The organism is uncultured Shewanella sp., from assembly GCF_947497935.1.
Taxonomy (GTDB): Bacteria; Pseudomonadota; Gammaproteobacteria; order Enterobacterales; family Shewanellaceae; genus Shewanella.
In genome coordinates, this window is sequence record NZ_CANMIO010000006.1 from 1 (window position 1) to 24,363 (window position 24,363).

The 24,363-nt window shown below is 45.3% G+C and carries 24 protein-coding genes; 4 read left to right on the forward strand and 20 right to left on the reverse strand.

All coding sequences use genetic code 11. The annotated features are described in order from the left end of the window. Window positions 1–599: 599 nt before the first annotated feature. The 12 genes from hemB to rraA form a co-directional block, all read right to left on the reverse strand. Window positions 600–1,610 carry a porphobilinogen synthase gene (gene hemB, locus Q1A86_RS08440; RefSeq protein ID WP_299805343.1) on the reverse strand — a complete coding sequence of 337 codons (1,011 nt, stop codon included), beginning with the start codon at window positions 1,608–1,610 and terminating at the stop codon, window positions 600–602. Between the two features lie 24 nt (window positions 1,611–1,634). Beyond that, complete coding sequence (locus tag Q1A86_RS08445) at window positions 1,635–3,506, reverse strand: diguanylate cyclase (protein ID WP_299805345.1); 1,872 nt, start codon at window positions 3,504–3,506, stop codon at window positions 1,635–1,637. Beyond that, the gene (locus Q1A86_RS08450) at window positions 3,506–4,300 is read right to left on the reverse strand and encodes a TatD family hydrolase (protein ID WP_299805348.1); all 795 of its coding nucleotides are present in this window, start codon (window positions 4,298–4,300) and stop codon (window positions 3,506–3,508) included. Before Q1A86_RS08450 ends, Q1A86_RS08445 begins: the two co-directional genes overlap by 1 nt. After that, window positions 4,300–4,806 carry a hypothetical protein gene (locus Q1A86_RS08455; RefSeq protein WP_299805350.1) on the reverse strand — a complete coding sequence of 169 codons (507 nt, stop codon included), beginning with the start codon at window positions 4,804–4,806 and terminating at the stop codon, window positions 4,300–4,302. Before Q1A86_RS08455 ends, Q1A86_RS08450 begins: the two co-directional genes overlap by 1 nt. A gap of 190 nt (window positions 4,807–4,996) precedes the next feature. Then, entirely contained in the window at window positions 4,997–5,758 is a 762-nt protein-coding gene (gene tatC / locus Q1A86_RS08460) for a twin-arginine translocase subunit TatC (protein WP_299805352.1), read from the reverse strand. A gap of 3 nt (window positions 5,759–5,761) precedes the next feature. Next, window positions 5,762–6,157 (reverse strand): Sec-independent protein translocase protein TatB, encoded by a 396-nt coding sequence (gene tatB / locus Q1A86_RS08465; protein WP_299805354.1) that lies wholly within the window; start codon window positions 6,155–6,157, stop codon window positions 5,762–5,764. Between the two features lie 6 nt (window positions 6,158–6,163). Then, window positions 6,164–6,433, reverse strand: coding sequence for a Sec-independent protein translocase subunit TatA (tatA, locus tag Q1A86_RS08470; RefSeq protein ID WP_299805357.1), 270 nt, complete (start codon window positions 6,431–6,433; stop codon window positions 6,164–6,166). Window positions 6,434–6,493: 60 nt separating this feature from the next. Continuing rightward, window positions 6,494–8,143 (reverse strand): ubiquinone biosynthesis regulatory protein kinase UbiB, encoded by a 1,650-nt coding sequence (gene ubiB / locus Q1A86_RS08475; protein ID WP_299805359.1) that lies wholly within the window; start codon window positions 8,141–8,143, stop codon window positions 6,494–6,496. Beyond that, window positions 8,140–8,763, reverse strand: a complete 624-nt coding sequence (locus Q1A86_RS08480) for an SCP2 sterol-binding domain-containing protein (RefSeq protein ID WP_299805362.1) — start codon at window positions 8,761–8,763, stop codon at window positions 8,140–8,142. Before Q1A86_RS08480 ends, ubiB begins: the two co-directional genes overlap by 4 nt. Window positions 8,764–8,774: 11 nt before the next feature. Beyond that, entirely contained in the window at window positions 8,775–9,530 is a 756-nt protein-coding gene (gene ubiE / locus Q1A86_RS08485) for a bifunctional demethylmenaquinone methyltransferase/2-methoxy-6-polyprenyl-1,4-benzoquinol methylase UbiE (protein ID WP_299805365.1), read from the reverse strand. 203 nt (window positions 9,531–9,733) lie between these two features. Continuing rightward, a complete protein-coding gene (locus Q1A86_RS08490; RefSeq protein WP_299805368.1) occupies window positions 9,734–10,768 on the reverse strand; it encodes a formimidoylglutamase in 1,035 nt (344 codons plus the stop codon). 145 nt (window positions 10,769–10,913) lie between these two features. After that, a complete protein-coding gene (gene rraA / locus Q1A86_RS08495) occupies window positions 10,914–11,399 on the reverse strand; it encodes a ribonuclease E activity regulator RraA (RefSeq protein WP_299805371.1) in 486 nt (161 codons plus the stop codon). A 338-nt stretch (window positions 11,400–11,737) separates the two neighbouring features. On the opposite strand from rraA, the gene Q1A86_RS08500 reads away from it, so the two are divergent. The 4 genes from Q1A86_RS08500 (at window position 11,738) to Q1A86_RS08515 (ending at window position 14,675) form a co-directional block, all read left to right on the forward strand. After that, window positions 11,738–11,989, forward strand: coding sequence for a YgjV family protein (locus tag Q1A86_RS08500; protein WP_299805374.1), 252 nt, complete (start codon window positions 11,738–11,740; stop codon window positions 11,987–11,989). A 218-nt stretch (window positions 11,990–12,207) separates the two neighbouring features. After that, window positions 12,208–12,720: a phosphatase PAP2 family protein gene (locus Q1A86_RS08505; RefSeq protein WP_299805939.1), complete on the forward strand. Its 513-nt coding sequence runs from the start codon at window positions 12,208–12,210 to the stop codon at window positions 12,718–12,720. Between the two features lie 8 nt (window positions 12,721–12,728). Beyond that, entirely contained in the window at window positions 12,729–13,784 is a 1,056-nt protein-coding gene (locus tag Q1A86_RS08510) for an MJ1255/VC2487 family glycosyltransferase (RefSeq protein ID WP_299805376.1), read from the forward strand. A 219-nt stretch (window positions 13,785–14,003) separates the two neighbouring features. Continuing rightward, entirely contained in the window at window positions 14,004–14,675 is a 672-nt protein-coding gene (locus Q1A86_RS08515; RefSeq protein ID WP_299805379.1) for a Crp/Fnr family transcriptional regulator, read from the forward strand. Between the two features lie 55 nt (window positions 14,676–14,730). On the opposite strand, the gene tsgA is transcribed toward Q1A86_RS08515, so the two are convergent. From tsgA to priA, 8 genes are all read right to left on the reverse strand, one after another. Beyond that, window positions 14,731–15,900: an MFS transporter TsgA gene (tsgA, locus tag Q1A86_RS08520; protein ID WP_299805941.1), complete on the reverse strand. Its 1,170-nt coding sequence runs from the start codon at window positions 15,898–15,900 to the stop codon at window positions 14,731–14,733. A gap of 119 nt (window positions 15,901–16,019) precedes the next feature. After that, a complete protein-coding gene (gene deoD / locus Q1A86_RS08525; protein WP_299805382.1) occupies window positions 16,020–16,724 on the reverse strand; it encodes a purine-nucleoside phosphorylase in 705 nt (234 codons plus the stop codon). Window positions 16,725–17,005: 281 nt separating this feature from the next. After that, the gene (locus Q1A86_RS08530) at window positions 17,006–17,401 is read right to left on the reverse strand and encodes a DUF971 domain-containing protein (protein ID WP_299805384.1); all 396 of its coding nucleotides are present in this window, start codon (window positions 17,399–17,401) and stop codon (window positions 17,006–17,008) included. 130 nt (window positions 17,402–17,531) lie between these two features. Further along, on the reverse strand, window positions 17,532–18,857 hold the full coding sequence (hslU, locus tag Q1A86_RS08535; protein ID WP_299805387.1) for an ATP-dependent protease ATPase subunit HslU: 1,326 nt from the start codon (window positions 18,855–18,857) through the stop codon (window positions 17,532–17,534). 49 nt (window positions 18,858–18,906) lie between these two features. Then, a complete protein-coding gene (gene hslV, locus Q1A86_RS08540; protein WP_220767023.1) occupies window positions 18,907–19,431 on the reverse strand; it encodes an ATP-dependent protease subunit HslV in 525 nt (174 codons plus the stop codon). 148 nt (window positions 19,432–19,579) lie between these two features. Beyond that, window positions 19,580–20,155, reverse strand: a complete 576-nt coding sequence (locus Q1A86_RS08545; protein WP_299805392.1) for an SPOR domain-containing protein — start codon at window positions 20,153–20,155, stop codon at window positions 19,580–19,582. Between the two features lie 10 nt (window positions 20,156–20,165). Beyond that, window positions 20,166–21,911 carry an arginine--tRNA ligase gene (argS, locus tag Q1A86_RS08550; protein WP_299805394.1) on the reverse strand — a complete coding sequence of 582 codons (1,746 nt, stop codon included), beginning with the start codon at window positions 21,909–21,911 and terminating at the stop codon, window positions 20,166–20,168. 124 nt (window positions 21,912–22,035) lie between these two features. Next, the gene (priA, locus tag Q1A86_RS08555; protein ID WP_299805396.1) at window positions 22,036–24,231 is read right to left on the reverse strand and encodes a primosomal protein N'; all 2,196 of its coding nucleotides are present in this window, start codon (window positions 24,229–24,231) and stop codon (window positions 22,036–22,038) included. Window positions 24,232–24,363: the final 132 nt, after the last annotated feature.

Consider the following 24,363-nt stretch of genomic DNA (forward strand, 5'->3'; position numbering starts at 1 on the left):
GTAGGCATAAATGCCTACCCCCTACGTCGACCCGCCGTTGAGCTTGGCCAGAAACTGCATCCATGCGTTTCTGGCATTCAGCACATCCATGTGCTGAATGCCTCCAGCTTGCTGGCAGTTATATTGCTCCTGCAATAACTGCATTTCCGCCATCCTTGGCGGTCACTGCTGCTACGCGCGACAAGATTGCAATGTACTTCGTACATTAAGCGCAACCTCTTCGCTCCCATGTGTTCGCTGCGCGAACCGAAGGCGATTATATGCTCCTCGGTAACTGCTCCTGCGTTACTCTACCTCCTATATCCATACAGTCGTGCATAATCGACACTTCCCACATCCATGTGGGGCGTCGGTCATTTCCAGTCGCACTGTAAATTCAACTGTGAAGGAGCCACCGCTCTTTATACGATAAGAGTCGGTACAGGAAGTCATTATTCTTGAATGCCATGGATGGCTTAGGAGAGGATTTGTAATAAATTACACAAATACGGCTACCTTATATTCAGATGTTGGGAGGCTGGCGTTTACGTGGGGTTACAGAAATAAAAAAGCCAGAGAGATTCTCTGGCTTTCTAGCATCTATATAGTGAAAGAGTTGCTTACCTGTCTTCTTTCAACCACTGAGCGGCACGTTTAGCAAAGTAAGTTAAGATGCCATCTGCGCCAGCACGCTTAAAGCATAGTAGCGATTCCATAACGATTGCCTTCTCAGCTAACCAGCCGTTTTGAATGGCAGCCATATGCATGGCGTACTCGCCACTTACCTGGTAAGCAAAAGTTGGTACTGCAAGTTCAGTCTTCACACGATGCACGATATCTAGGTATGGCATGCCTGGCTTAACCATAACCATATCAGCACCTTCTTGAATGTCTAAAGCAACTTCATGTAGTGCTTCATCGCTATTTGCAGGGTCCATCTGGTAGCTATGCTTATTGCCACCTTTTAGGTTGCCAGCAGAGCCTACCGCATCTCGGAAAGGTCCATAGTAGTTAGAAGAGTATTTAGCCGAGTATGCCATGATCTGTGTATTCACATGCCCAGCTTCTTCTAACGCCTTACGTATAGCGCCAATACGACCATCCATCATGTCTGAAGGAGCGACGATATCGGCACCGGCTTCAGCATGAGACAGAGCTTGTTTAACCAAGATCTCAGTGGTGATGTCATTCATGATATAGCCAGTTTCATCGATGATGCCGTCTTGACCATGTGTTGTGAATGGGTCGAGTGCAACGTCTGTCATGACGCCTAGCTGAGGGAATGCTTCTTTTAGCGCACGAACTGCGCGTTGGGCTAATGCATCTGCGTTATAGGCTTCTTCAGCCATTAAGGTTTTCTTCTCAGCTGGAGTGACTGGGAATAATGCAATCAGAGGAATACCAAGCTCTACAAGCTCTTCTGCTTCTTTAAGTAATAGGTCTATTGAAAGGCGCTCTACGCCAGGCATTGAAGCTACTTGCTCTGTGCGGTTGTTACCTTCTAATACAAACATAGGGTAGATTAGGTCATTTACCGATAGCTGATTTTCAGCCATAAGACGACGACTAAACTCATGTTTACGCATACGGCGCATTCTACGTTGTGGGTAGGCACTAGTAATAATATTCACATTTGGCTCCAGACGATGGTGATATTAATCTTGATTAGGGCTGTAGAGTCTTACTCGATTACGCCCGTCATTCTTTGCTTGATAAAGTGCTTTATCTGCTTGTTCTAATAGTAAAGTAGTATGCTCTTCCGAGGTAATGATTTCGCTACTCACCCCTATACTAACAGTTAGAGGGATCCTGTTCTCCCCCCAGCTTATAGGCAGTTCACTGATAACTTTTCTTACAGTCTCAGCTACTTGCTGTGCACCTATTTTATCAGTGTTGGGTAATATAATAGCAAACTCCTCACCACCAAAACGTGACACTAGATCGGTTGGTCGCTTTAAAGTTTCTTTTAATTTATCGGCAATAACACGTAACGCTTGGTCGCCAGCCAGATGACCATAGGAGTCATTAATTAATTTAAAGCGATCGATATCTAGCATTAAAACTGACAGTGGAGTCTGCTGCCTTCGGCTTATTCGTCCTTCTGCAATAATACGTTTATCGAACGAGGCGCGATTCTTAACGCCTGTCAGACTGTCGATTCTCGTCTGTTCTGTTAGCTTCTGATTTGCTTCATTGAGTTCTCGTAGGGCTATCTCTAGTTCTAGGGTACGTTCTTGAACCATTTGAGATAACTTTTCACTACTTCTTGCTTCGATGCGTAATGCCTCTTCCTTGGCATCTTGGGCTTTCTTTGCTTGAGTTAGTGCTTCTTTCTGAATGTTTAATTTGGCTAAGCGTTCATCGTTATAGCGGATCGCAAGTAGAGCCGCCATAAACATAACCTCTATGCTTAGACCTATCATGAAGGGGGATTTAGCTTGAAAATCCCAGTGAAGCAAGCCTAGATATATTGCACCAGAAATTAATGCTCCTAGCATCATACTTGCCCAGCCTATAGCAAAGAGCTTGGCTAGCTTATTGCCTTTGAATGCTTGGGCGAGAGACATATACATTAATATTATGCTAGTAAGTATTACTGAATAGATGTTAATCGTTAATGCTGTTGAATAGTTGAGTAATAGTCCTATAAAGAGTAGCAGTGCAGACATTGCAGCGCAGACTCGACAGAGGCGTAGCATAGTCTGATTGTAATATTTTAAGTGCATAGCCTTCTCTGAGAACAAGAAGGCAAACAACATAGATAAGCTGAGTAGAGCAGGCATCGCAAACTCTTGCATGCGTGGCCATTCTGGCCAGAGAAACCTAAACGCTAATCCGTGCAGGCATGCAACAAACAGGGTGATGGAGAGAACATAGCCAGCATAATAACTATAGCTAAATGACAGGGATGTCACGGCTATTAATAGGCTGAAGATACCAATAGCGATTAAGACACCAGTCTGAAAACCATAAAAGATCGAGTGCCGTTCGGCATCTTGGTAGTAGGCATCACTTGTCCATAGGGTTATTGGTATATTGAATGTACCGGACGTTTTCACTTGCAAATAGAAGTCATGGCTTTCTTGTTGGTTGTTATTAAACGAATACAGAAAGTGAGTACTTATAATGGGTCTTTGGCTGAAAGGAAAGCTGTCGCCTACTTGTAATTGTTTGAGTAGATTTTGACCACTAAAGTGATAGAGCTCGATATGATCTAAGTGAGGATTTGCGATAGATAAAATTTGCTGTCTAGAAACACCTGCTTCATAGCTAAGAGATAACTTAACCCAATAGGCTTTATCATTAATGCCCCGCATCGCTTTCGGTTCATATTTTTTCCATAGCACGGCAGAGGTTACTAGCTGCTCGATATTGGCATTAGCATGAGTTTGAGTAATATAGATTTGGGGTTTTAACTCAATTTTGTTGGCGCTATGCTGAGTGATAATAAGCCTTTCTCCAGCTGCTAGGGAACTGGAGACTAAAAATAACGTGATAAGGATAAGTTGCAAAAAGTAACCTTTCATTACTCGTCTAAACCAAAGAATCTGCGACTATTTCTGTAGCTTGCCTCTGCAAAGTCGTTACTATCTTGTTGTCTTAGATCGGCAACATACTGAGCGATGTATGGCAGATACTTAGGCTCATTTTTACTGGATTTTGGCTTTGGGCGCATACTTCTTGGTAATAGATAGGGGCTATCTGTTTCAATCAAGATTCGTTCGTCAGGAATGTAAGGCACTAGGGATGCTAGCTCTTGCCCTCTGCGTTCATCGCAGACCCAACCCGTGACTCCTAAATAGAGATCGAGTTCTATATAGGCATCGAGTGATTGCCTATTCCCTGTAAAGCAGTGCAACAGAGCCGCAGGAAGCTCAGAACGGTATTCTTTTAAAATTGCCAGGAAATCATCATGAGCATCACGCTCATGCATTAGCACGGGCATTTTGAGCTCAACAGCGAGTGCTAACTGCTCTGCAAATGCTTTACGCTGCATATCTCTGGGGGAGAAGTCGCGATTATAATCTAAACCACATTCGCCCACAGCTATCACGCTTGGAGATTGGGTTAATTGTCGTAATAGAGCTGCACTGTCTGTTTGCCATTCACTTGCGTGATGAGGGTGAACGCCTGCGGTACAATATAGCTGTTGAGGGAATTGTTCACACAGGCTGATAGCCTGCTCACTCTCTAGGAGGTGGCTGCCAATAACCACCATAGAGGTGACTGACTGGGCGGCGGCATCTTCGACGACTCGTTGAATGTCTTTTTCAAGCGAGCTGCCAACTAGGTTGACAGCTATATCCATATATTCCGGCATTACTTTACACGTTTTACTCTGATGGTTGTGTTGCGATCATCTGAGCCTAGCATAAAGGAGCCCAATGCTGCTTTCTCGATATAGACGGTTTGTTCTGCTTTTAATCTAAATGAGCGGCTGTCAGTCTGCTTCCAAACCTGTCCGTTGCTAAAGTGGATTTTCATTGCGCCGTAGGGATCTTTAGATACCTTGCTAACATCGAGATAGATCTTGCTGACTTCTTCTGCCTCGGCCTTTTTCACTTTACCAAAGTCGGCATGTGAACTATCAGTTGAAACAACCGCGGCTGTTGAAGCTGCCACTGTGACAGTTTCTGTTACGGGCTGTTGCTTGGGTATGGCAGTATTTGAACTTAGCGATGAAGAAAGCTTGTCGTAGCAGATTAAGCGTTCGAGTTTGTCACCGATTGATGCACATTTAGTTAACTGTGTTTCGATGGATGCATGGGCAGCGCTCGAGAGCATTAAAGACGCGGTAGTAAGTAAGGCTAGGTGTACTTTTATCATCAATAACTTCCTTTATCCCGTATAAATAGGTTTGGATTGATTTTACATTTTATTAAGGTAATTGAAACACAAAAGTAATTGATTGAGCGGAGAATAGAAAACAAAAAAGGTATTATCTACGTTGAGTTATCACGAGATAATACCTTTTCTAAACACGACTATTTATCGAAAATACTACTTATTGATAGTACTAAGACTCAGGTTTTTCCTGCTCAGTTTCATCTTCATCTTCATCTTCGTCTGGCTTGCTGTAGAAACGCGCTGCCAATAAACCGCCTTCAAATAGAATTAGCATTGGGATTGCTAACATAGTTTGAGAGATGATGTCCGGTGGCGTTAGTAGCATGCCGATAACAAATGCACCTACCACTATATATGGTCGTTTCTGCTTTAGCTCTTCAGGGGTAGTAACACCCGCCCAGCATAGTAGGATAACCGCTACTGGGATCTCAAACGCTAAACCAAATGCAAAAAACAGTTTTAGAATGAAATTCAAATAACTGCTGATGTCCGTCGCTACTTCAACCCCTTCTGGGGCCACGCTGGTAAAGAATCCAAAGACTACAGGGAAAACGATATAATAGGCAAAGGCGATACCTAGATAGAAGAGCAGCGTGCTGCTCGCTAGTAGAGGTACAACCAAACGTTTTTCATGCTTATATAGACCAGGTGCGACAAAAGACCACACTTGATAAAGGACATAAGGTACTGCAACAAAAAACGACAGAACTAATGTCAATTTAAAGGGGGCAAAAAATGGCGCAGCAACATCCGTTGCAATCATACTGCTTGATTCAGGCAGTGCTTGCATTAATGGGGTGGCCATATAATGGTAGATATCGTTTGCCCAATATACCAAGCAAATAAATACCAAAAGAACACTGCCAATAGCTCGCAGTAACTTAGTGCGCAACTCGAGCAGATGGCTGATTAATGGCTGCTGTTGTGACATGGACTACCCGTTAGGTTTGTCTGAATTAGCACTCGTTGTCGTACTAGTCTCTGGAGTCGATGCTTCTTTGGCTGGAGTTTCTTTTGCCGCAGGCACGTCTTCTACTTGATAAGGACGATTAACAGATTGAGCCGCTTCTTTTAATTGATCGATTGAATCCTGTAACTCTGGAGAAAGGTTCTTTAAACCCTGACTCTCTGCATTTTTCAAATCAGAGTGCAGTTGCTCAATTTTAAGCTCTTGCTCTAATTCGTCTTTTACCGAGTTAGCCATTTTTTTCATGGCGCGGATCCAGCTAGAGATTGAGCGCACAGCGGTTGGGAGTCTTTCTGGGCCAAGTACAACTAGGCCCAAGATCCCAATCAGCAGCAACTCCATAAAGCCGATACCGTCGAACATAGTCGATTACGCCTGTTCTTTATCCTTAGACTCAGCCTTTTTTTCGGCTGTCTCTGCAACTTTTGCAGTTTCTGTCACTTTAGCAGTGTCAGCAGCTGGTTTGTCAGTTGCGTTTTCTTCTAGAGCTTTCTTCTCTTCTTCAGAAGACATGGCGTTTTTAAAGCCCTTTACTGCACCACCTAAATCGCCGCCTAGTGAACGTAACTTCTTAGTTCCAAACAATAATACGACAATTAAAGCAATGATAAGAAGTTGCCAAATACTAATGCCACCCATGGATGAATCCTCTTGATTAGATACTGGTTCTATTATGAACCTTTGGTTATTTAGGTCTAGCTAAATTTTGCGATTCTTTGGTCTCGATCGCCATCCCAGCATCCACAGAGTGATGCCTATGCCAATACTGCCATAAGAGGCCCATAGTGTAGCGTCTTGGTTTAACAAAATAGTGCCACAGATCACTAAAATGGCCGATGTAATCAACAGATAGTTACTTTTATGAGCTTTTTGCTGATGTTTGAGATACCGATCTAACAATTTGTTTTGATTTTTAGATAGGTCACGACCCATTTTTAAGTTGTCATAGATAAGTTCTGGCAGTTCAGGTAAATGTTCCGCCCAATATGGTAGCTGCTTCTTAACTTTTGCTGCCATGGCTTTAGGGCCAACTTGTTCGGCCATCCACTGCTCTAAGAAGGGCTTAGCCGTTTGCCATAAATCCAGCTGTGGATACAGCTGACGCCCAAGCCCTTCTATATACAGAAGGGTTTTTTCGAGTAAAACAAGCTGTGGCTGCACCACCATGTCGAAACGACGCGCGGTTCTAAATAGCTCTAGTAGTACATGGCCGAATGATATTTCATCAAGTGGCTTATTGAACATCGGCTCACAAACAACTTTTACCGCCTGTTCGAAGGCGCCCACATCGGTGTCGGCAGAGACCCAGCCTGATTCAATATAAAGTTGAGCAATACGGCGGTAGTCGCGGTTAAAGAAGGCTAAGAAGTTCTCTGCCAAATAGCGCTTATCCTCATCGGTAAGCGTGCCCATGATGCCGCAATCTAAACCAATATAGAAAGGATCATTAGGATGTTCTCTGCTGACGAAGACATTGCCTGGATGCATGTCTGCGTGGAAAAAGTTATCACGGAATACTTGGGTAAAGAACAACTCTACGCCGCGTTCAGCAAGCAGTTTTAAGTTAGTACCTTGGGCTTCTAGTGCCACTTTATCTGATACTGGTATGCCGTCGATACGCTCCATAACGATTAAGCGTGTAAAGCATAACTCTTCATACATATAAGGGATGTAGAGTGCATTAGAGTCGATAAAGTTATTGCGTAACTTAATGGCGTTGAGCGCTTCAAGCTTGAGGTTTAGTTCGCCTTCGATGGTCGTGCGGTAGTCTTCAACCACTTCGGCTGGACGTAAGCGGTTATTGGCACCCAGCAGCATCTCCAGAAAATCGGCGGCTTGTGACATTAACAGTAGATCTGCATGAACCTTCTTCTCAACATCTGGGCGTAATACTTTGAGTACGACTGCGGCACCATTAGACTTCAGTGTGGCAGTATGGACTTGAGAGATGGAGGCCGAGGCCAGCGGTGTGTCGTCAAAGTCATTAAAGTAGCTATCAATTGGGGCATTAAGCTCCTTCTCGATAGACTCCCTTGCGATAGCTGAGTCAAATGGCGGCACTCTATCTTGCAACATAGCAAGTTCTTCGGCCCACTCATCAGATAATAGATCACGACGAGTCGACAGCATCTGTCCAAACTTGATGTAAACAGGCCCGAGTTCCTGCATGGCCAATTTTAAGCGTTCACCACCGACTTTATCTTTGTGTTGATTTCGTAGCCAAAAGAAGCTGTGCCTTAAGAGTTTGAAGTACCAAGGCGTTAACTTAGAGGGAAGTAAATCATCCAGTCCATAATGCAATGCAGTACGAATAACGTGATAAGCGCGCCTGATACTTTTTACTGTCATGGTTGTGTTTTTACCCTGTTGATAAGCTGGTCAATCCGTGTAGCTGTCGCCTCGACATCGGCGGCTAAGTCATCGATTCTATCACTTAAATAGATATATTCGAGCTTATGGGGAGCAAGCCGATACTCTTCAGTGGTGAGTTGCCCAAGATGTGAGCGAGTCTTAAGTAGAACCTTAGTTACATCTTGCTTGGCCCGTTTGAGGCCTTGATGAATAAAGTGGGTCGGCGCATCACCAATGTAGTGCGAAAGGGGCTCTGCAAAATCGACTTCAACCTGCTGCATATAATGGCTGAATGTCTGTAATAGGCTGAGATCGCCCTCAAGACTGAGCTTATCTTGTTTGATCAGTTCGGTGAGATTTGCCCCCTCCGTTAGCTGGTAGAGGGTGGTGGCATCGGCATTGACTTTGGTCGTTACTTCGCCTTCATAGCGTGAGAAGACTTGGATCTCTTTGGCAAACAAAAAGTATAGCGGCCAGTTAAGCTGTGAAAGCTGGATACATAGCACTTTGCCATGAAGATTGCGTAACTTAGCGTAATCTTCAGGAGATTGAGAGATCAGCTTGTTTAAGCTGATCTCAATCGCGGCACAAGTCAGTAGTGACAAGTCACGAGACATAGTGAGCCCTATCAGAATTTATAACCCTTGTGTAAGGCAACGATACCGTCAGTCATATTGGTATAATTGACTTGCTCAAAGCCAGCATCTTCCATCATCTGCTTCAAGGTGTCTTGATCTGGGTGCATACGAATTGACTCTGCTAAGTACTCGTAGCTGTCTGCATCTTTAGTGATTAAAGAACCCATTTTTGGTAGTACTTTGAAGCTGTAGATATCATATACCTTGCGCATGATTTCATGCTGAGGCTTTGAAAATTCAAGTACTAATAGCTTTCCGCCAGGTTTCAGTACGCGCAGCATAGAAGCAATTGCAGCATCTTTGTTGGTCACATTTCGTAGACCAAAAGCGATGGTGATAATATCAAAATGATTATCAGGGAAAGGCAAGGCTTCAGCATTAGCTTGGACGTAATTAACGTTACCAACAATACCTTTGTCACGTAGCTTTTCACGACCGACCTTAAGCATCGAGTCGTTAATATCGGCTAAGGTCACTTGACCTGTTTCACCGACGATACGAGAAAACTTAGCCGTTAAATCACCAGTACCGCCAGCAAGATCTAATACTTTCATGCCTGGACGCGCGCCTGCACTTTCGATTGTGAAGCGTTTCCACATGCGGTGGATACCGAAAGACATAACGTCATTCATAATGTCGTATTTTGCTGCGACAGAATGAAATACGCCAGCAACCATGTCGGCTTTCTTTTCAGCTTCGACAGTTTTATAACCGAAGTGAGTGCTGTTTGAAGGGTCGTCTGACATCTATCTGTTCCTATACATAAGCAATTAAATTGGTGCGATTGTAAGCCATTGAAGCGGATTGCTGAATCTTTCATCTATCAGTCTGTGACGAATGTTAACAATCCACTTTATGATAATAAGAAAATGAGTGATTACGCGGGCTATCGCAAAATTGACAGCGCATTACAACACACTATTTGTCATTGTTGAATAATTATTAATGGCTATAGTGCATTAATACGTCCACTGATGTAGGAGTAGATCAATTCACTGATACTTTGGCCTGTTTCACGGTGACCAGCCGCCGCTCCGGCAACGTGACAGCTTGGCGCTGCCTCTGCTAAGTGCAGGTAAGCGCTTGAGCAATGCTTGGCGATATAACTGACGTAAAACAAGGCATCGAGTAGCGGTATACCGGCGGCGGTAGAAGCGCTACTTGGCATATTGGTTATAGCATCGAGATCTAACTCTATTGCAACCGGTAGCTGAGTGTTATTCAGATCCTTAGCTATGCACTTTAATGCGCTTTCTAAGCTCTGCTCTCGTCGGACCCAAATTTGTTGGAAAGTATGCCATTGGCCACCAAAAGCTTTAAGTTGATCGAGTGTGGTTTCACTATTTTTAAGTTCATGCAGGCCAAGCACATGATAAAAAGCCAGTGCACCTGATGCGGCTGCATAGCTGAAACCGTTGCCGCTATGTCGACCCTCTTTAGGTCTAAAGTCTGAGTGTGGATCAAGATTGACTGCGGCAATCGGGCGTTTAAGGCTGGCTTTTGCTGCCATCAATAAACCGTAAGCATTGTTATGGCCACCGCCGATAACGATAGGCTCTAAACCTTCACTAAATACGGCGGATAATAGCTGGATCACTCGTTGATCGAGTTTCTCGACATTGTCTCTTAAAGCGTCGGCACTGGCGTTAGCGGGAAGTTGCAAGTCATCTGTATCTACTTGACCCAGCACTAGGCATTGTTCGCCAGTGAGAAAACGGTTTGACTGTAAATTGAGGAATTGGCCCATGGCGCTATCGAAGGCATCGGTTGCCCCCCCTCGACCTAAATTTGCGCGTGGACCGATATCCTCTCCTATTCCTATAATCGCAAAGCGTGCCCCGTTTGATTTTGCTTGGGCTAAATTTGTCGCTAAATCCTGTGAAGCCTTGGGTTGCTGAACGACTTGCCCTAGTTTTGTCTCACCCTCGCGGGTGTTGAGTAGTTGGGTAAGCTTAGCGGCATTGAAGAGGTTTAAATACTGCATTTTGTTATTCTTATAGTGAGCTCATCATAGGACCTTTAGTTTAAGCACTTAAATTTTGGCTGCAAGCTTGGGTTACCAGCGGATACAAAAAAGCCAATCACAAAGGATTGGCTATTATTCACTAAGCGGTTTACAGCGACGCTAATTAGTCGATGTCTAGTGGCTCTGGCGACAGGATAATACCTGTGTTGTCTGCGTATACATGATCGCCTGGTAGGAAAGTTACACCACCAAAGTTAACAGGGATCTCAAGCTCGCCAACGGCATTGCTGTCAGCGCCAACAGGAATCGAGGCTAATGCTTGAATACCTATGTCTAGATCTTCGAGTGCATCCACATCGCGAACTGTTCCGTATACAATAATACCTTCCCAGTTATTGGCTACCGCAGCTTCTGCAATTCTAGCATCTAGAAGAGCGCGACGTAGTGAACCGCCGCCATCAATTAGTAGTACTTTGCCTTCTCCATCTTCTTGCACTGCATCAATGATAAGACCGTTATCTTCAAAACATTTGATGGTGCTGATAGAGCCACCAAAAGAGTTACAACCCCCATAATTACTGAACATGGGTTCGACAACATCTACAACATCGATATAAGTGTCACAAAGTTCTGAGGTGTTGTATTCCATAAGAACACTCCTGATAGATAGAGATGCTCAGAAGTCCGAGCAAACAAGTAATTGCACTCAGTATATAAGGGATTCTTAAAAATAAAAGCGTTATCAATCACGCAATTGTCCAATAAGGCACGCTTTGAGCTGGTTGTAGTAATATTTCTTCTTACTGATTAATAAAAGTACTAAAACATGATTCAGGTCATTATATGACGTTTTTTTATTACCATTGGTGAACATTTTTGTTAGCATGTCATCAGATAATTTAACTTAAACTTTAATTTTGACCCGCTTTAGGGGCACGGATCCCCCAGTTAGCATAGGGAAGGCATAGGGCCTAAAAAAGGTGCCTTATGGAAGCTGTTAATACGATTGAAATCATTGGTTATGCCGCCTCAGTGATGGTGGCAATTTCACTCATGATGAAAGACATTATTTGGTTGAGATGCCTGAACTTTACTGGCTGTACCCTATTTGTCATCTATGGCGCATCGATTGAAGCTTGGCCAGTGGCAGGTATGAATGCCTTTGTTGCTTGTATCAACATTTACCACTTACTAAAGCTATACCGTAACCGGAATAGCTCCGAGCTAGTTGCGGAATAAGCCAAATCATTTGTGTTAAGCCAGCCTACTGCTTTTGCTTTAGGTTGGTTTAGATTGACCAATCATTCACTCTATACAGGTTCGGGTCCTGCCAGATGCTCCTGTCTTATTAATGCAATTCTTCGCATAAATTCAATGTCATAAAACTATATATAGTCTGTCACCGTCGTGTCATAGAGTTTTCATAGCTTCCTATCATAAGACAGAGGGAGGCGGAAATAATGACTTCAATAACGTCGTTTGACAGAAAGCTCTACTACTATGTTGTGCAACAAGGCCAACAACACGGACTGCAAACACTCGCATTAAGGTTATCGGCATCAGGCAATGGGCCTGTGTACTTATATTTAGCAGTGGCATGTCTAATCATAGATAGTCGAGGCGAAGCGTTATTAAACACTATGGTTGCTGCATATCTTCTTGAGCTGCCACTGTATTTTGCGCTTAAGAATATGATCCGTAGGCCTAGACCATGTCACGCCTTAAGCGATGGAACGGCCAGTTTCGAGCCAGCCGACAAGTTTAGTCTTCCATCTGGTCATACGGCGGCGGCCTTTGTTATGGCAACCAGTATCTACCTCATTTATCCGCAATTATTTTATATCGCCGTAGCTTGGGCGTTAGCTATAGGTTTGGCTCGTATAGTGCTTGGGGTTCACTACCCAATGGACATAATCGCTGGTGCAATTCTTGGAATTGTTTCTGTTTTACTGAGTCAGCAATTCATCTAGGAGGCAGTTTGCGAATTCTTTATGGTGTTCAAGGTACAGGCAATGGCCACTTGAGTCGCGCACGAGTCATGGCAAAAGCACTGCAGCGACAAGGCGTCGATGTTGACTTCTTCTTTTCCGGGCGTACGGCGGAACGTTTCTTTGATATGCAATGTTTTGGTGAGTACCGAGTCCAGTCTGGACTCACATTTGCGACCGAGAATGGCCGGGTAAGCGTGGCAAAAACTGCAAAAGATAATGCCTGGTTTGGTTTCTTTAGGGACGTAAAGAATCTCGATCTTAGTGGTTATGATCTTGTATTGAATGACTTTGAACCGGTATCCGCTTGGGCGGCAAAAAATCAAGGCATCCCCTCGATAGGGATCAGTCACCAGGCTGCATTGAAGTATGCGGTACCAAAAGTAGGTGATAATTGGCTTAGCGATGCGATGCTAAATTACTTTGCTCCGGTGGATGTTGCCCTAGGTTGTCATTGGCACCATTTTGGCTTTCCCATTTTGCCGCCGTTTGTCGAGGTCGATAAGATCGAACAACAGCTAGCCCATCAGATATTAGTCTACTTGCCGTTTGAGTCAGCCGATGAGATCGTCAAGTTCCTCGCGCCTTTTGGTGAGTATACCTTCTTGGTTTACCATGCAAGCGAATCTTCGCAAACTCTTCCTGAGCATATTCAGTGGCATGGTTTTGATCGAAAGGGTTTTAAGGCGGCGATGGCTAGCTGTGGTGGCGTAATCGGTAATGCAGGATTTGAACTGGCAAGCGAAGCGCTAACCTTAGGTAAAAAGCTATTAATAAAACCCTTACTCGGTCAGTTTGAGCAGTTATCTAATGTCGCAGCGCTGGAGTTGTTGGGGGCGGCAGAGTGTATGAAGCAGAGTCTAGAGCCCGATGCCCTACGCCGCTGGCTAAAATCCCCTATGCCTGAGCCGATTTGTTATCCCGAAGTGGGCGATGCGCTAGTCACTTGGTTGTTAAAAGGGGATTGGAGTCAACCCGAGAGCTTGTGCCTATCATTATGGAAAGAAGTCTCCTTGCCAATGAGTTGGCAGAAGAAAAGCCCTTAGCGGCATGGAGGCATGGAGGCATGGAGGCATGGAGGCATGGGTAAGTGTGGTTCGTGGGGTCAATAAAAGTCCTTAGCAGTATGGGGGAATGTGGTTAGCGGGACCAATAAATTTCTCTATCGGTCTGAATAAAAACCGTCAGTTTAGGTGGGCTATTACCTATCGCTCACATAGGCGTATAATTACTATATCTATCGCCTGAATTTCAATTAGATCACTATGCAGCTAAAACCACTCGCTAAAGGACGCTTCCGCTCACTGTGGGAGCAAGAACATGACGCTATTGAGCAGATCATGCGAGAGTGTATTACTGAAACAAAAACGGTGGCGGCGCAGCATAAGTTGATGGAGCAAGGTCAGCAAGTGAATGCGCTTATTCTTGTGAAGAAAGGCCGTATCTCTATGGGGTACACAGCTCGAAATGGTCGTAGTTTTCAGCTTGGAACCATGTCCTGCGACTCACAGCTATTTGGTGAGATGGAGTTTTTTACTGGCTATTTATGTCAACTCGATATCATTGCCGAAGAGACGTTGGATATTTCCATTATCAATGGCGATAAACTGCAGCAAGCATTAGTTAAGTCACCACAATTTTCACTGTTTTTTGCCAGTGCGATCGCCATCGATTATCAAGACACGGTGGATATCTTTACCCGCCGAATGCTCTACCCCATTGCTTACAATATTGCTTACGATCTATATCATCAGTACCTGAATGACCAACCTGTGGAAGGTTTTACTAAGTGTTATTTAGAAGCTGAACGATTCGCGACAACTGATAGAGTCTATCGTCGCGCAATTAAGAAACTCGAAGACCTGTCACTTATTAAGCGGGAGAAAGAGGGGCTGATTATTTGTGACTTAGAGGGGTTAAAAGCTTTTATCGAATAGCTCCTAGGCAAACTTCACCTAGGAGCTTCGAGTGTATTTACTGTGACTTATCGTCTTACGCTGCTTGCTGAGTTAATACCATTTTTTTGCGGTTAGATAACAGCAGCATTGCAATGATCAGTCCGTAGATCACAGGAATGGCATACATCACAGTTTGTAGGCCGATGATACTTTCAAATAGTGAGCTGATTGCCGGGCTAAACATGGCGCCGGCACTACCACTAATTAAGATATAGGACACATTACGGCTGCTGGCATTTTTCACAAACGATACACCGTAAGCGATAAATGCGTTATACAGAGCGGCACAAGCAAAGCCATAACCATAGGTTAAGTAGCCAATCCAGCCAAGGTTTTCAGTGGTTACAATAAGGCTGGTGATCACAAACGCTAGCGAAATAACGCCCATCAGGAAGTGCTGGATCTTAACTCTAGTCACAATCACTGTTGAGACAAGTGCCCCCACGAGTGCGGCAGACCAGTACTGGGTAATGATATTGCCTGCATCTTCAAATGGGATATCGAACTTAGTCTTAACGAACATCGGCGCCCAAGTCAGGAAAGTATAAAGCGCTAACATACCGAGGAATAAGCCTAAACCGCCGCTGATGATCCCAAGGTTCCACTCAGATTTGTCTTCGCTTTCTTCTGTCTTTCCCTTGGCTTCGCATAGTTCGAAGTTAGTCGCCAGTGCAATCGCAGCTGTAGCTAGGGCTACAACACCCACGGCTAGATAACTGTAACTCCAAGATAGTGCGTTGCTAAGTGCATAAGTAGTGATCAATGGGAATACTACGCCAGCCACGTTAAAGGTGGCATCTTGTACCACTAACATAGTGCTTTGGATCTTGTCCTTCCAAACTGAAACGACAATGGTACCTGCGATACAAAGGCCGACACCACCACACAGGCCAATCACTGTCATTGCTATCATGACCACACTCAGAGAGCTGGTGAAGTGTAGGGTCGCTGCGCTGAGGGCAATGCTGACGTAGCTCAGTAGGGTAATGCGTTTTACGCCGATTCTTTCAATTAAGAAGAAGGCTGCAATGGTACCAGCTAGGGCGCCACCATTGAGTAATGAGAATATTGAGGCAACTTCATTGACGTTGGCTGAGAACTTATCACTAATAGGCTCAATGAGCATACCAAATTGCGTCGCAAAACCCGCCATCACGAAGTTGGCGAGAAAGCTGAGCAAGGTTAAGGAGATTTTATTTTTCATCATCGGTTCCTAATTTTGCTGTATCAAGAGCTAAAAGCTAATTACTAAAACTAATCATTAGAACTAGCTAATAAAAACTAAGCCGCAGGAAGCTAGGCTTCGAGCGGCTTATCTAGGATTTACTGACAGGCTGTTTCTAATGCCAGCTCGATCATTTGATTAAAGGTTAACTGGCGAGCCTCTGCACTGGTCTCTTCGCCAGTTAAGCAGTGATCCGATACCGTTAAAATTGCGAGTGATTCAAAACCTTTGTGGTGGGCAAGACCATATAGGCCGGCAACTTCCATATCCACACCGAGTACGCCGAAACGTTCGAGGGCAGGGATCATGTCTTCGTCTGGGTCGTAATACATGTCGCCGCTAAAAACATTACCCACTTTAACGTTGATCTGCTTTTGCTGTGCAATCATGTAGGCCTTGTGTAGCAGGTCAAAGGTGGCTGATGTTGCCATCTGATAGCCACTGCTGCGCTTAGCATTGGTTGGAGAGTCTGTTCCTGCGGCTTGAGCTAGAATGACGTCATTGATTTTCACATCGTGCTGAGTCGCACCTAAGCTACCCACACGTATGATGCGTTTTACACCAAAATCTGCGACAAGCTCATGGGCGTATAACACCATAGATGGGATCCCCATACCGTGACCCATTACAGATATACGCTGACCTTTATAGAAGCCTGTGTAACCTAGCATATTGCGAATGTTGGTGACTTCCACCGCATCTTCTAGGAAGTTTTCTGCGATGTATTTTGCGCGAAGCGGGTCGCCCGGCATGATAATGGTTTCAGCGAAATCGCCTGCTTTGCCACTGATATGTGCAGTCATGAGTAATCCTCTTTTTTGATTACAGGCGATAGTAATTGTCATAGGAGAATGCATAGAGGACATTAGTCCGCATCGAGCGATATACGTGCAATTTTTTCTTATACTGATTGTTATTTGGCTCACCGAAAACTTGCTTTTTAGTCGGGGTTTTGTGTTGTTGGGCTGGTAGTAAAAGTCTGTGGCGAGACTGCGGGCTAAGAGTCTGGGGGGGCGGTATTATTAGCGCTTACAAAAGATCGCCAAGATAGAGGCGATCTTGAGTTCTTTAGAGCGGACAGGGATTACTTGTGGTACTTCACTGCCATATCGATCAGTGGTTCGCGACTAGCTTTAGCGGCGCGAAGTCGAGCAAGGTATTTTTCCCATAAATCCACTTGATGAGTGGCAAGGTCGTGTAAGACTTTCCAAGAAAACAGTCCGGTATTATGGCCGTCATCGAATGTGATTTTAACGGCGTAATTCCCAACAGGATCAATTGCGGTGATATTGACGTTTTTCTTGTGAGTTACAAGTACTGGATTACCGTGACCATGCACTTCGGCCGAAGGCGAATAAACTCGTAGCATTTCACAACTTAGCTGGTGGGTTTCACCGTTATCGAAAGTTATCTCAAGCTGGCGAGATTTACGTTTTAGCTTTAGCGCTGAAACATTAGGTGTGCTGTTATCTTGAGTCATCTATTAACCGATATGATTTTAAGAGTGTTAGAAACACAATAGCGATTAAGTCCGTAGATGTCCTTAATCGCTATCACTAATTTTGCCATTAGATTGGCAATGAACTTAAGCTTATATTCTTAGCCTTAGCTTAAAGAATATAGCGACTTAAGTCCTCGTCTTGCACTAAGTTATCTAGGCTTGCTTTAACATAAGCCGCATCGATAACCGTAACAGAACCTGACTTGTCAGACGCTTCGTAAGAAAGCTCTTCCATCAAGCGCTCCATTACAGTGTGTAGACGACGTGCACCGATGTTTTCAGTGCGCTCGTTAACTTGCCAAGCCGCTTCTGCGATGCTGTCGATACCGTCTTCGGTAAATTCGATCGTGACACCTTCAGTACCCATCAAAGCAATATATTGCTCAGTCAATGAAGCGTGTGGTTCAGTCAAAATGCGTTTAAAGTCACCAGCAGATAATGCATCTAATTCAACACGAATTGGCAGACGGCCTTGTAGCTCAGGAATAAGATCCGACGGCTTAGACATCTGGAATGCACCCGATGCGATAAACAGGATGTGGTCAGTCTTAACCATGCCGTGTTTAGTGTTAACGGTACAGCCTTCTACAAGAGGTAGTAGATCGCGCTGCACGCCTTCGCGAGACACGTCAGGGCCTGATGATTCACCGCGCTTACAGATCTTATCGATCTCATCTAGGAACACGATACCGTGTTGCTCAACAAGCTCAATCGCTTGCTCTTTTAAGTCTTCTTGGTTAACCAACTTAGATGCTTCCTCTTCAATCAACAGCTTATAAGCTTCTTTGATTGGCATCTTACGGCGCTTGCTTGCACCCGGTCCCATGTTTTGGAACATGCTCTGTAGCTGGTTAGTCATCTCTTCCATGCCAGGAGGAGACATGATCTCGATGCCGGCTTGTGGTGCGGCAATATCAATTTCAATTTCTTTATCGTCTAGCTGACCTTCACGAAGCTTCTTACGGAAGATCTGACGAGTTGCGCTGCTATCTGCTTTTTCGCTATCCCAATCTTCTTTTGGCTTAGGCAGCAATGCATCTAAAATACGCTCTTCAGCAGCTTCTTCGGCGCGGAATTTACACTTTTTGATCTGCTCTTCACGGGTTAGCTTGATAGCTGAATCGGTAAGATCACGAATGATCTGCTCAACTTCTTTACCGACATAGCCCACTTCGGTGAACTTAGTCGCTTCTACCTTGATGAAAGGCGCTTTCGCTAGGCGTGCAAGACGGCGAGCAATCTCAGTTTTACCTACACCGGTTGGGCCAATCATTAGAATGTTCTTAGGCGTCACTTCTTGACGAAGGTCGGCAGCAAGCTGCATACGGCGCCAGCGGTTACGCAGGGCAATCGCGACAGAACGTTTGGCTTTTTGTTGGCCGATAATATGGCTATCTAGCTCGTGAACAATTTCACGTGGTGTCATTTCAGACATAATCTTTCCTCATGCTTTACAGCATTTGTCGTATAAACGAATAAATCGCTTAGTACTTTAATTCTTCAATTGTCTTAAATTGGTTGGTGAATACGCAGATGTCACCAGCAATAGTTAGCGATTTTTCAGCAATTTCGAGTGCACTTAAATCAGTGTTTTCAAGTAGTGCAGTCGCTGCCGATTGGGCAAAGTTGCCACCAGAACCAATCGCAATAAGATCATTCTCAGGCTGAACAACATCACCGTTACCGGTAATGATTAATGAAGATTCAGCGTCGGCCACGGCAAGTAAAGCTTCAAGCTTGCGCAGAACTTTATCTGAGCGCCAATCTTTAGCCATTTCAACTGCGGCGCGCATAAGGTGACCTTGGTGCATTTCAAGCTTAGCCTCGAAACGCTCAAATAGGGTGAATGCATCGGCTGTACCGCCAGCAAATCCGGCAAGCACCTTGTTGTGGTACAAGCGACGAACTTTTCTAGCATTGCCTTTCATAACGGTGTTACCGAGAGAAACTTGGCCATCACCGGCGATAACAACTTGGTTATTTCGGCGTACTGATACGATAGTGGTCACAATAAATCCTCTTCTCTAGCCAGCGACATTATGCCTGCTGGTTGACGATATTAAAGATATGGGGATGGTGAATTGAATATCAAGGGGTCGGTGGGTTGTAGGCATAAAAAAACGCTGCAAAGGCAGCGTTTTTATTAGGGTTGGCGGTTTAGCTTTCCCAGAACCAGATCTGACAACCGTTAGTACCAGAATTTTGCAGCACATGTCGTTGCCTTTCGGCATCACGTTTCTTGTCGTAAGGACCTAGCACCACCTTATACCAGATGCCACTGCTGCCTTGAACTTTACGCACTTGAGCCTCTAGACCTTGGAAAGCGATAATCGCTTTTAACTCATTAGCCTGAGACTCTTTTCTGAACGAGCCACACTGCATCTGATAAGGACGCTTAGGTTTATCAGAGACTTCAGGGAGATCGACCTCGACCTTCTTGTTCTCTAGCTCTTCAAGATAGGTCCACTCTTCCTTTGGAACAGGAGGAAGCGCGTCAGGATCTTTCTTGGCAGGCTTTGGTTTTGGCTTTTCTACAACCACTGCGGCTGGAGTCGGTTCATCACTGCTGGCTAAAATCCATAGTAAATAGCCAAAGCCACCTATGCCTGCAAGCGTGATAAGCAACAGCAGAATAGGAAAGCGCTTAGGAGCGCTCCCTCTTGAGCTCTTTTTGCGAGCGCTGTTCTTACCTTTTCGAGCAGGCTTACGATTTGCGTAATCACGATTTGTCATGAGCTAAAGGTTACATCCGTTCTAAGGTTTCTAGACCAAGAAGGTTTAAGCCTTGTTTTAGTGTCTTAGCGGTAAGCTGTGACAATAATAAACGGCTCTTCTTCAACTCTTCCGTTTCTGCGGCCAATACTGGGCAAGCTTCGTAGAAACTTGAGAAGGCGCCAGCAAGTTCGAACAGGTAACCACAAAGTGCATGAGGCTGACCCTTGCCAACCATACGCGTCATGACTTCGCCAAACTGTGCCAGTTTAGTACCTAGATCTTTCTCTTTCTCATGATCAAGAATGATTTTCGCACCGCTTAAATCAACGTCTTGAGCACGTTTGAAGATCCCCGCTACGCGGGTATATGCATAAAGTAGGTAAGGTGCCGTGTTACCTTCGAAGCTCAGCATCTGCTCGAAGCTGAAGATGTAATCACTTGCACGGTTCTTAGAAAGGTCGGCGTACTTAACTGAGGCAATGCCGACAACACGGGCAATCTCAGCAAGCTCTGCTTCATCCATATCAGGATTCTTGCTACGAACAAGCTCTAAAGCACGAGTATCGGCTTCTTTTAGCAAATCGATAAGCTTAACCACACCGCCAGAACGTGTCTTAAATGGACGACCATCTTCACCGTTCATGGTGCCAAAGCCCATGTGCTCGAAGCTCATCTCTTCGCGAACAAATTTAGCGGTTTTGGCTAGCTTAAACACTTGCTGGAAGTGCAACGCCTGACGTAAGTCTACGAAGTACAGTGCGCGGTCAGCATTGAGTACATTTGAGCGGTAACGCATGGCAGCTAAGTCGCTGGTGGCATAGAGGTAACCGCCATCGGCTTTTTGGATAATAACCGGTAGAGGCTCACCTTCTTTGTTCTTAAATTCGTCTTGGAATACAACTTTTGCGCCGTTGCTTTCAGACAATAGACCTTGTGAGTCTAAGTCAGCAACCACTTGTGCGAGGTCACTGTTATAAGCGCTTTCGCCGCGAACATCAGCGCGAGTCAAACTTACGCCTAGACGCTCATATAGCTCATGACAATGGCTTAGTGAGATATCATTAAATTCGCGCCATAGTTTGTTGCAGTACTCGTCGCCCGATTGCAGTTCAACGACTAGCTTACGTGCGCGAGTTGCAAATTCTTCTGACTCATCGAACCGCACCTTAGCGGCGCGGTAGAATGTCTCTAGATCAGACAATTCCATCTTGGCTTGCTCGCCATTGGCGGCGCGTAGCTCTTCCATATAGGCAAGTAGCATACCGAACTGAGTACCCCAGTCACCCACGTGGTTTTGGCGAATAACTTTGTGACCCATAAATTCAAGGGCGCGTACCACACTGTCACCGATAATGGTTGAACGTAGGTGACCTACGTGCATCTCTTTGGCTAGGTTTGGCGAAGAGTAATCGACAACAACAGTTTGTGATGCCGGTAATTTAATACCTAATGTGTCGCTGTTTAGTGCAACCATTAGCTGATTAGCTAAGGCGTTATCATCGATAAAGAAGTTGATAAAACCAGGGCCTGCGATCTCTACTTTCTCAACGTGAGCAGATTCTGGCAGGTTATCGATAAGTAGTTGTGCAATTTCACGTGGATTCTTGCCCGCAGCTTTAGTCAGCATCATTGCCAAGTTAGTTGCAAAATCACCGTGGCTCTTATCTTTCGTTCGGTCGACTTGAATGCGAGCTTCAAAATCAGCAGGAACAATCCCTTGTTGTTTAAGGGCATTTAAAGATTCAGCGAGTAAAGATTGAGTATGTGATTTCATTGGCGTTTAATCGACACTTACATAAAGAAAATTAATAAGGGGTAACCGACTATTTTAGCCGCTAGTGGCGGTGAATTACTATCCTCTAGCGAATTTTTTCTGCATTGATATAGATAAAGTCGATTTAAAGCAGATCCTGCGGGTCTCGATCTATGCTCCAACGACATTTTTTAGCCAGTGGCAGTTGCTCTATTTGAGGCAGTGCACGCTCAAATTCTAGCTGGAGTCTGTTACGGTTTTTTGTCTGAAATAATAGCTGGCGACGATATTTACCCGCTTTCCTATCCAGTGGCGCAGGCATAGGGCCAATCACTTCACACTCATCATCCTGCGGTAGCAAAGCACCTATTTGATTCAATAGATTATCGGCATCAATGGCTTGGTGGGCTTCGGCGCGGATAAGAATCATATGCCAAGCTGGTGGTAGTAAGGCTTGAGTACGTTCAAACAGTTGGTTGCGGGCAAATTCGCCGTAACCTTTGTGCATGAGCTCCCGTAGCATGGCGTTATCGCTTTGATGAGTCTGTAGCAGTACAGTGCCGGGTTTAGTAGCGCGGCCTGCACGACCCGATACCTGAGTGTAGAGCTGGCCGAATCGCTCAGGCGCTCTAAAGTCGGCGCTGAACAGGGCGCCATCTACATCGAGCAGGCCCACCAAGGTCACATCGGGGAAGTGATGGCCCTTGGCTAGCATCTGAGTGCCAACAAGTATTTTGTACTCGCCTTTGTGGATGGCATTGAGATGCTCTTCGAGCGACCCCTTGTTGCGAGTGGTATCTCTATCGATACGCACCACTGGATGATTTGGGAACTCTTTTTCTAAAAATGAGGCCAGCTGCTCGGTACCCACACCTTGACCTGCCAGCATGGTGCTGCCGCAACTGTGGCACTGTTTCGGAATAGCATATTGATTGCTGCAGTGATGACAGCGAATTTCGCCGAGAGCCTGATGAACGGTAAAGAAGGCGTCACAGCGGTCACACTCATGCAGGTGGCCACACTCATGGCAGATCAGCGCAGGGGCAAAGCCACGGCGATTTAGAAACAGAATAACTTGGTTGCCTGCATCGAGATGAATACGCATCTCATTTAATAATGCGTGCGACATGCCCGAGCGTAGAGGTTGATTGCGAATATCGACAATACCCTGACGCACTTTTTCGGCCGCGCCGGCACGTTTGGCTAGCTGCAGATGCTGGTAGCGACCATTGAGTGCATTTTGCAGCGTTTCTAACGATGGTGTGGCTGTGCCTAAAATCACGGGGATCTGTTCAAGGTGACCACGCATCACGGCTAAGTCTCGAGCGTGGTAACCCACACCTTCCTGTTGCTTGAAGCTCGAATCATGCTCTTCATCTAAGATAATCACCCCTGGGTAGGCCATAGGGGTAAATAGTGCCGAGCGGGTGCCAATGATAATCGCGGCTTCGGCCGACTTTGCCTGACGCCAGGCATCCAATCTTTGGTTGTCGGTTAGGCCTGAATGGATCACCGCCACTTTGACATTGAACCTGCGTCTAAAACGGTTAATCGTTTGCGGTGTCAGACCTATTTCCGGCACGAGTACAAGCGCTTGTTTGCCCTGCTTTAACACGGTTTCGAGCATGGCGAGATAGACTTCGGTTTTGCCCGAGCCGGTAACGCCTTCGAGCAAGGTGCAGTGGTAGCCCTGCTGTTGGGTTAAGGTGGCAACAGCGATTGCTTGCTCAGGGTTGAGCCTGTGTGGCTCTTCTGTCATCTCAAGCTCACTGCGCCAGCTTAAGTCGGCTTCTAGAATGCGGGTTTTCTTCTCTATCCAACCTTTTTCATCTAAGGCTTTAACTGCCGCCTTGCTAAGTTCAAGGCTAGTGATTTCGCTAAGCTCTAAATCTCGCTCGCGTAGGCTGTGTAGCAACTTACGTTGCGCAGGAGCACGGTTTAGCTGATCAATATCCGCGGCTTTACCCGCCTCCGTTAGCGTCCAATAGCTGACGCTCGATGCTTTGACTTCGGCGCCTTTACGCAGTGCCACAGGAATAGCCTGCGATAGCATCTGCCCAAGACTACAAAAGTAATACCTTGCGGCCCAAGCGGTTAATTTATAGAGTGATTCAGGTAGCAGCGGCTCAGTATCAAGAATGGCTACAATAGGCTTGATCTGTTTAGGCGTGAGCGAACAACTATCACTGGTAGCCGTAATGAGGCCGATGAGTTGTTGGCGACCAAATGGAACTTGTACACGCATGCCTTTTTGAGGCGTAATGGTGATATGTTCTGGCACTTGATAGCTAAAGTTTTGTCGCATTGGAACGGGAAGTGCGACCTCAACAAACAAAGGCATAGGATTACAGGCTCGAAAGGATACTGCCTTTAAGTGTACCGAGCCTATTTAATCAGAGCTAGCGACAATTTATTTTATTAGTTATTGCACTTGCTTATCTAAGTTTTAGGTAGCAACAGTAGTGCCAAAATT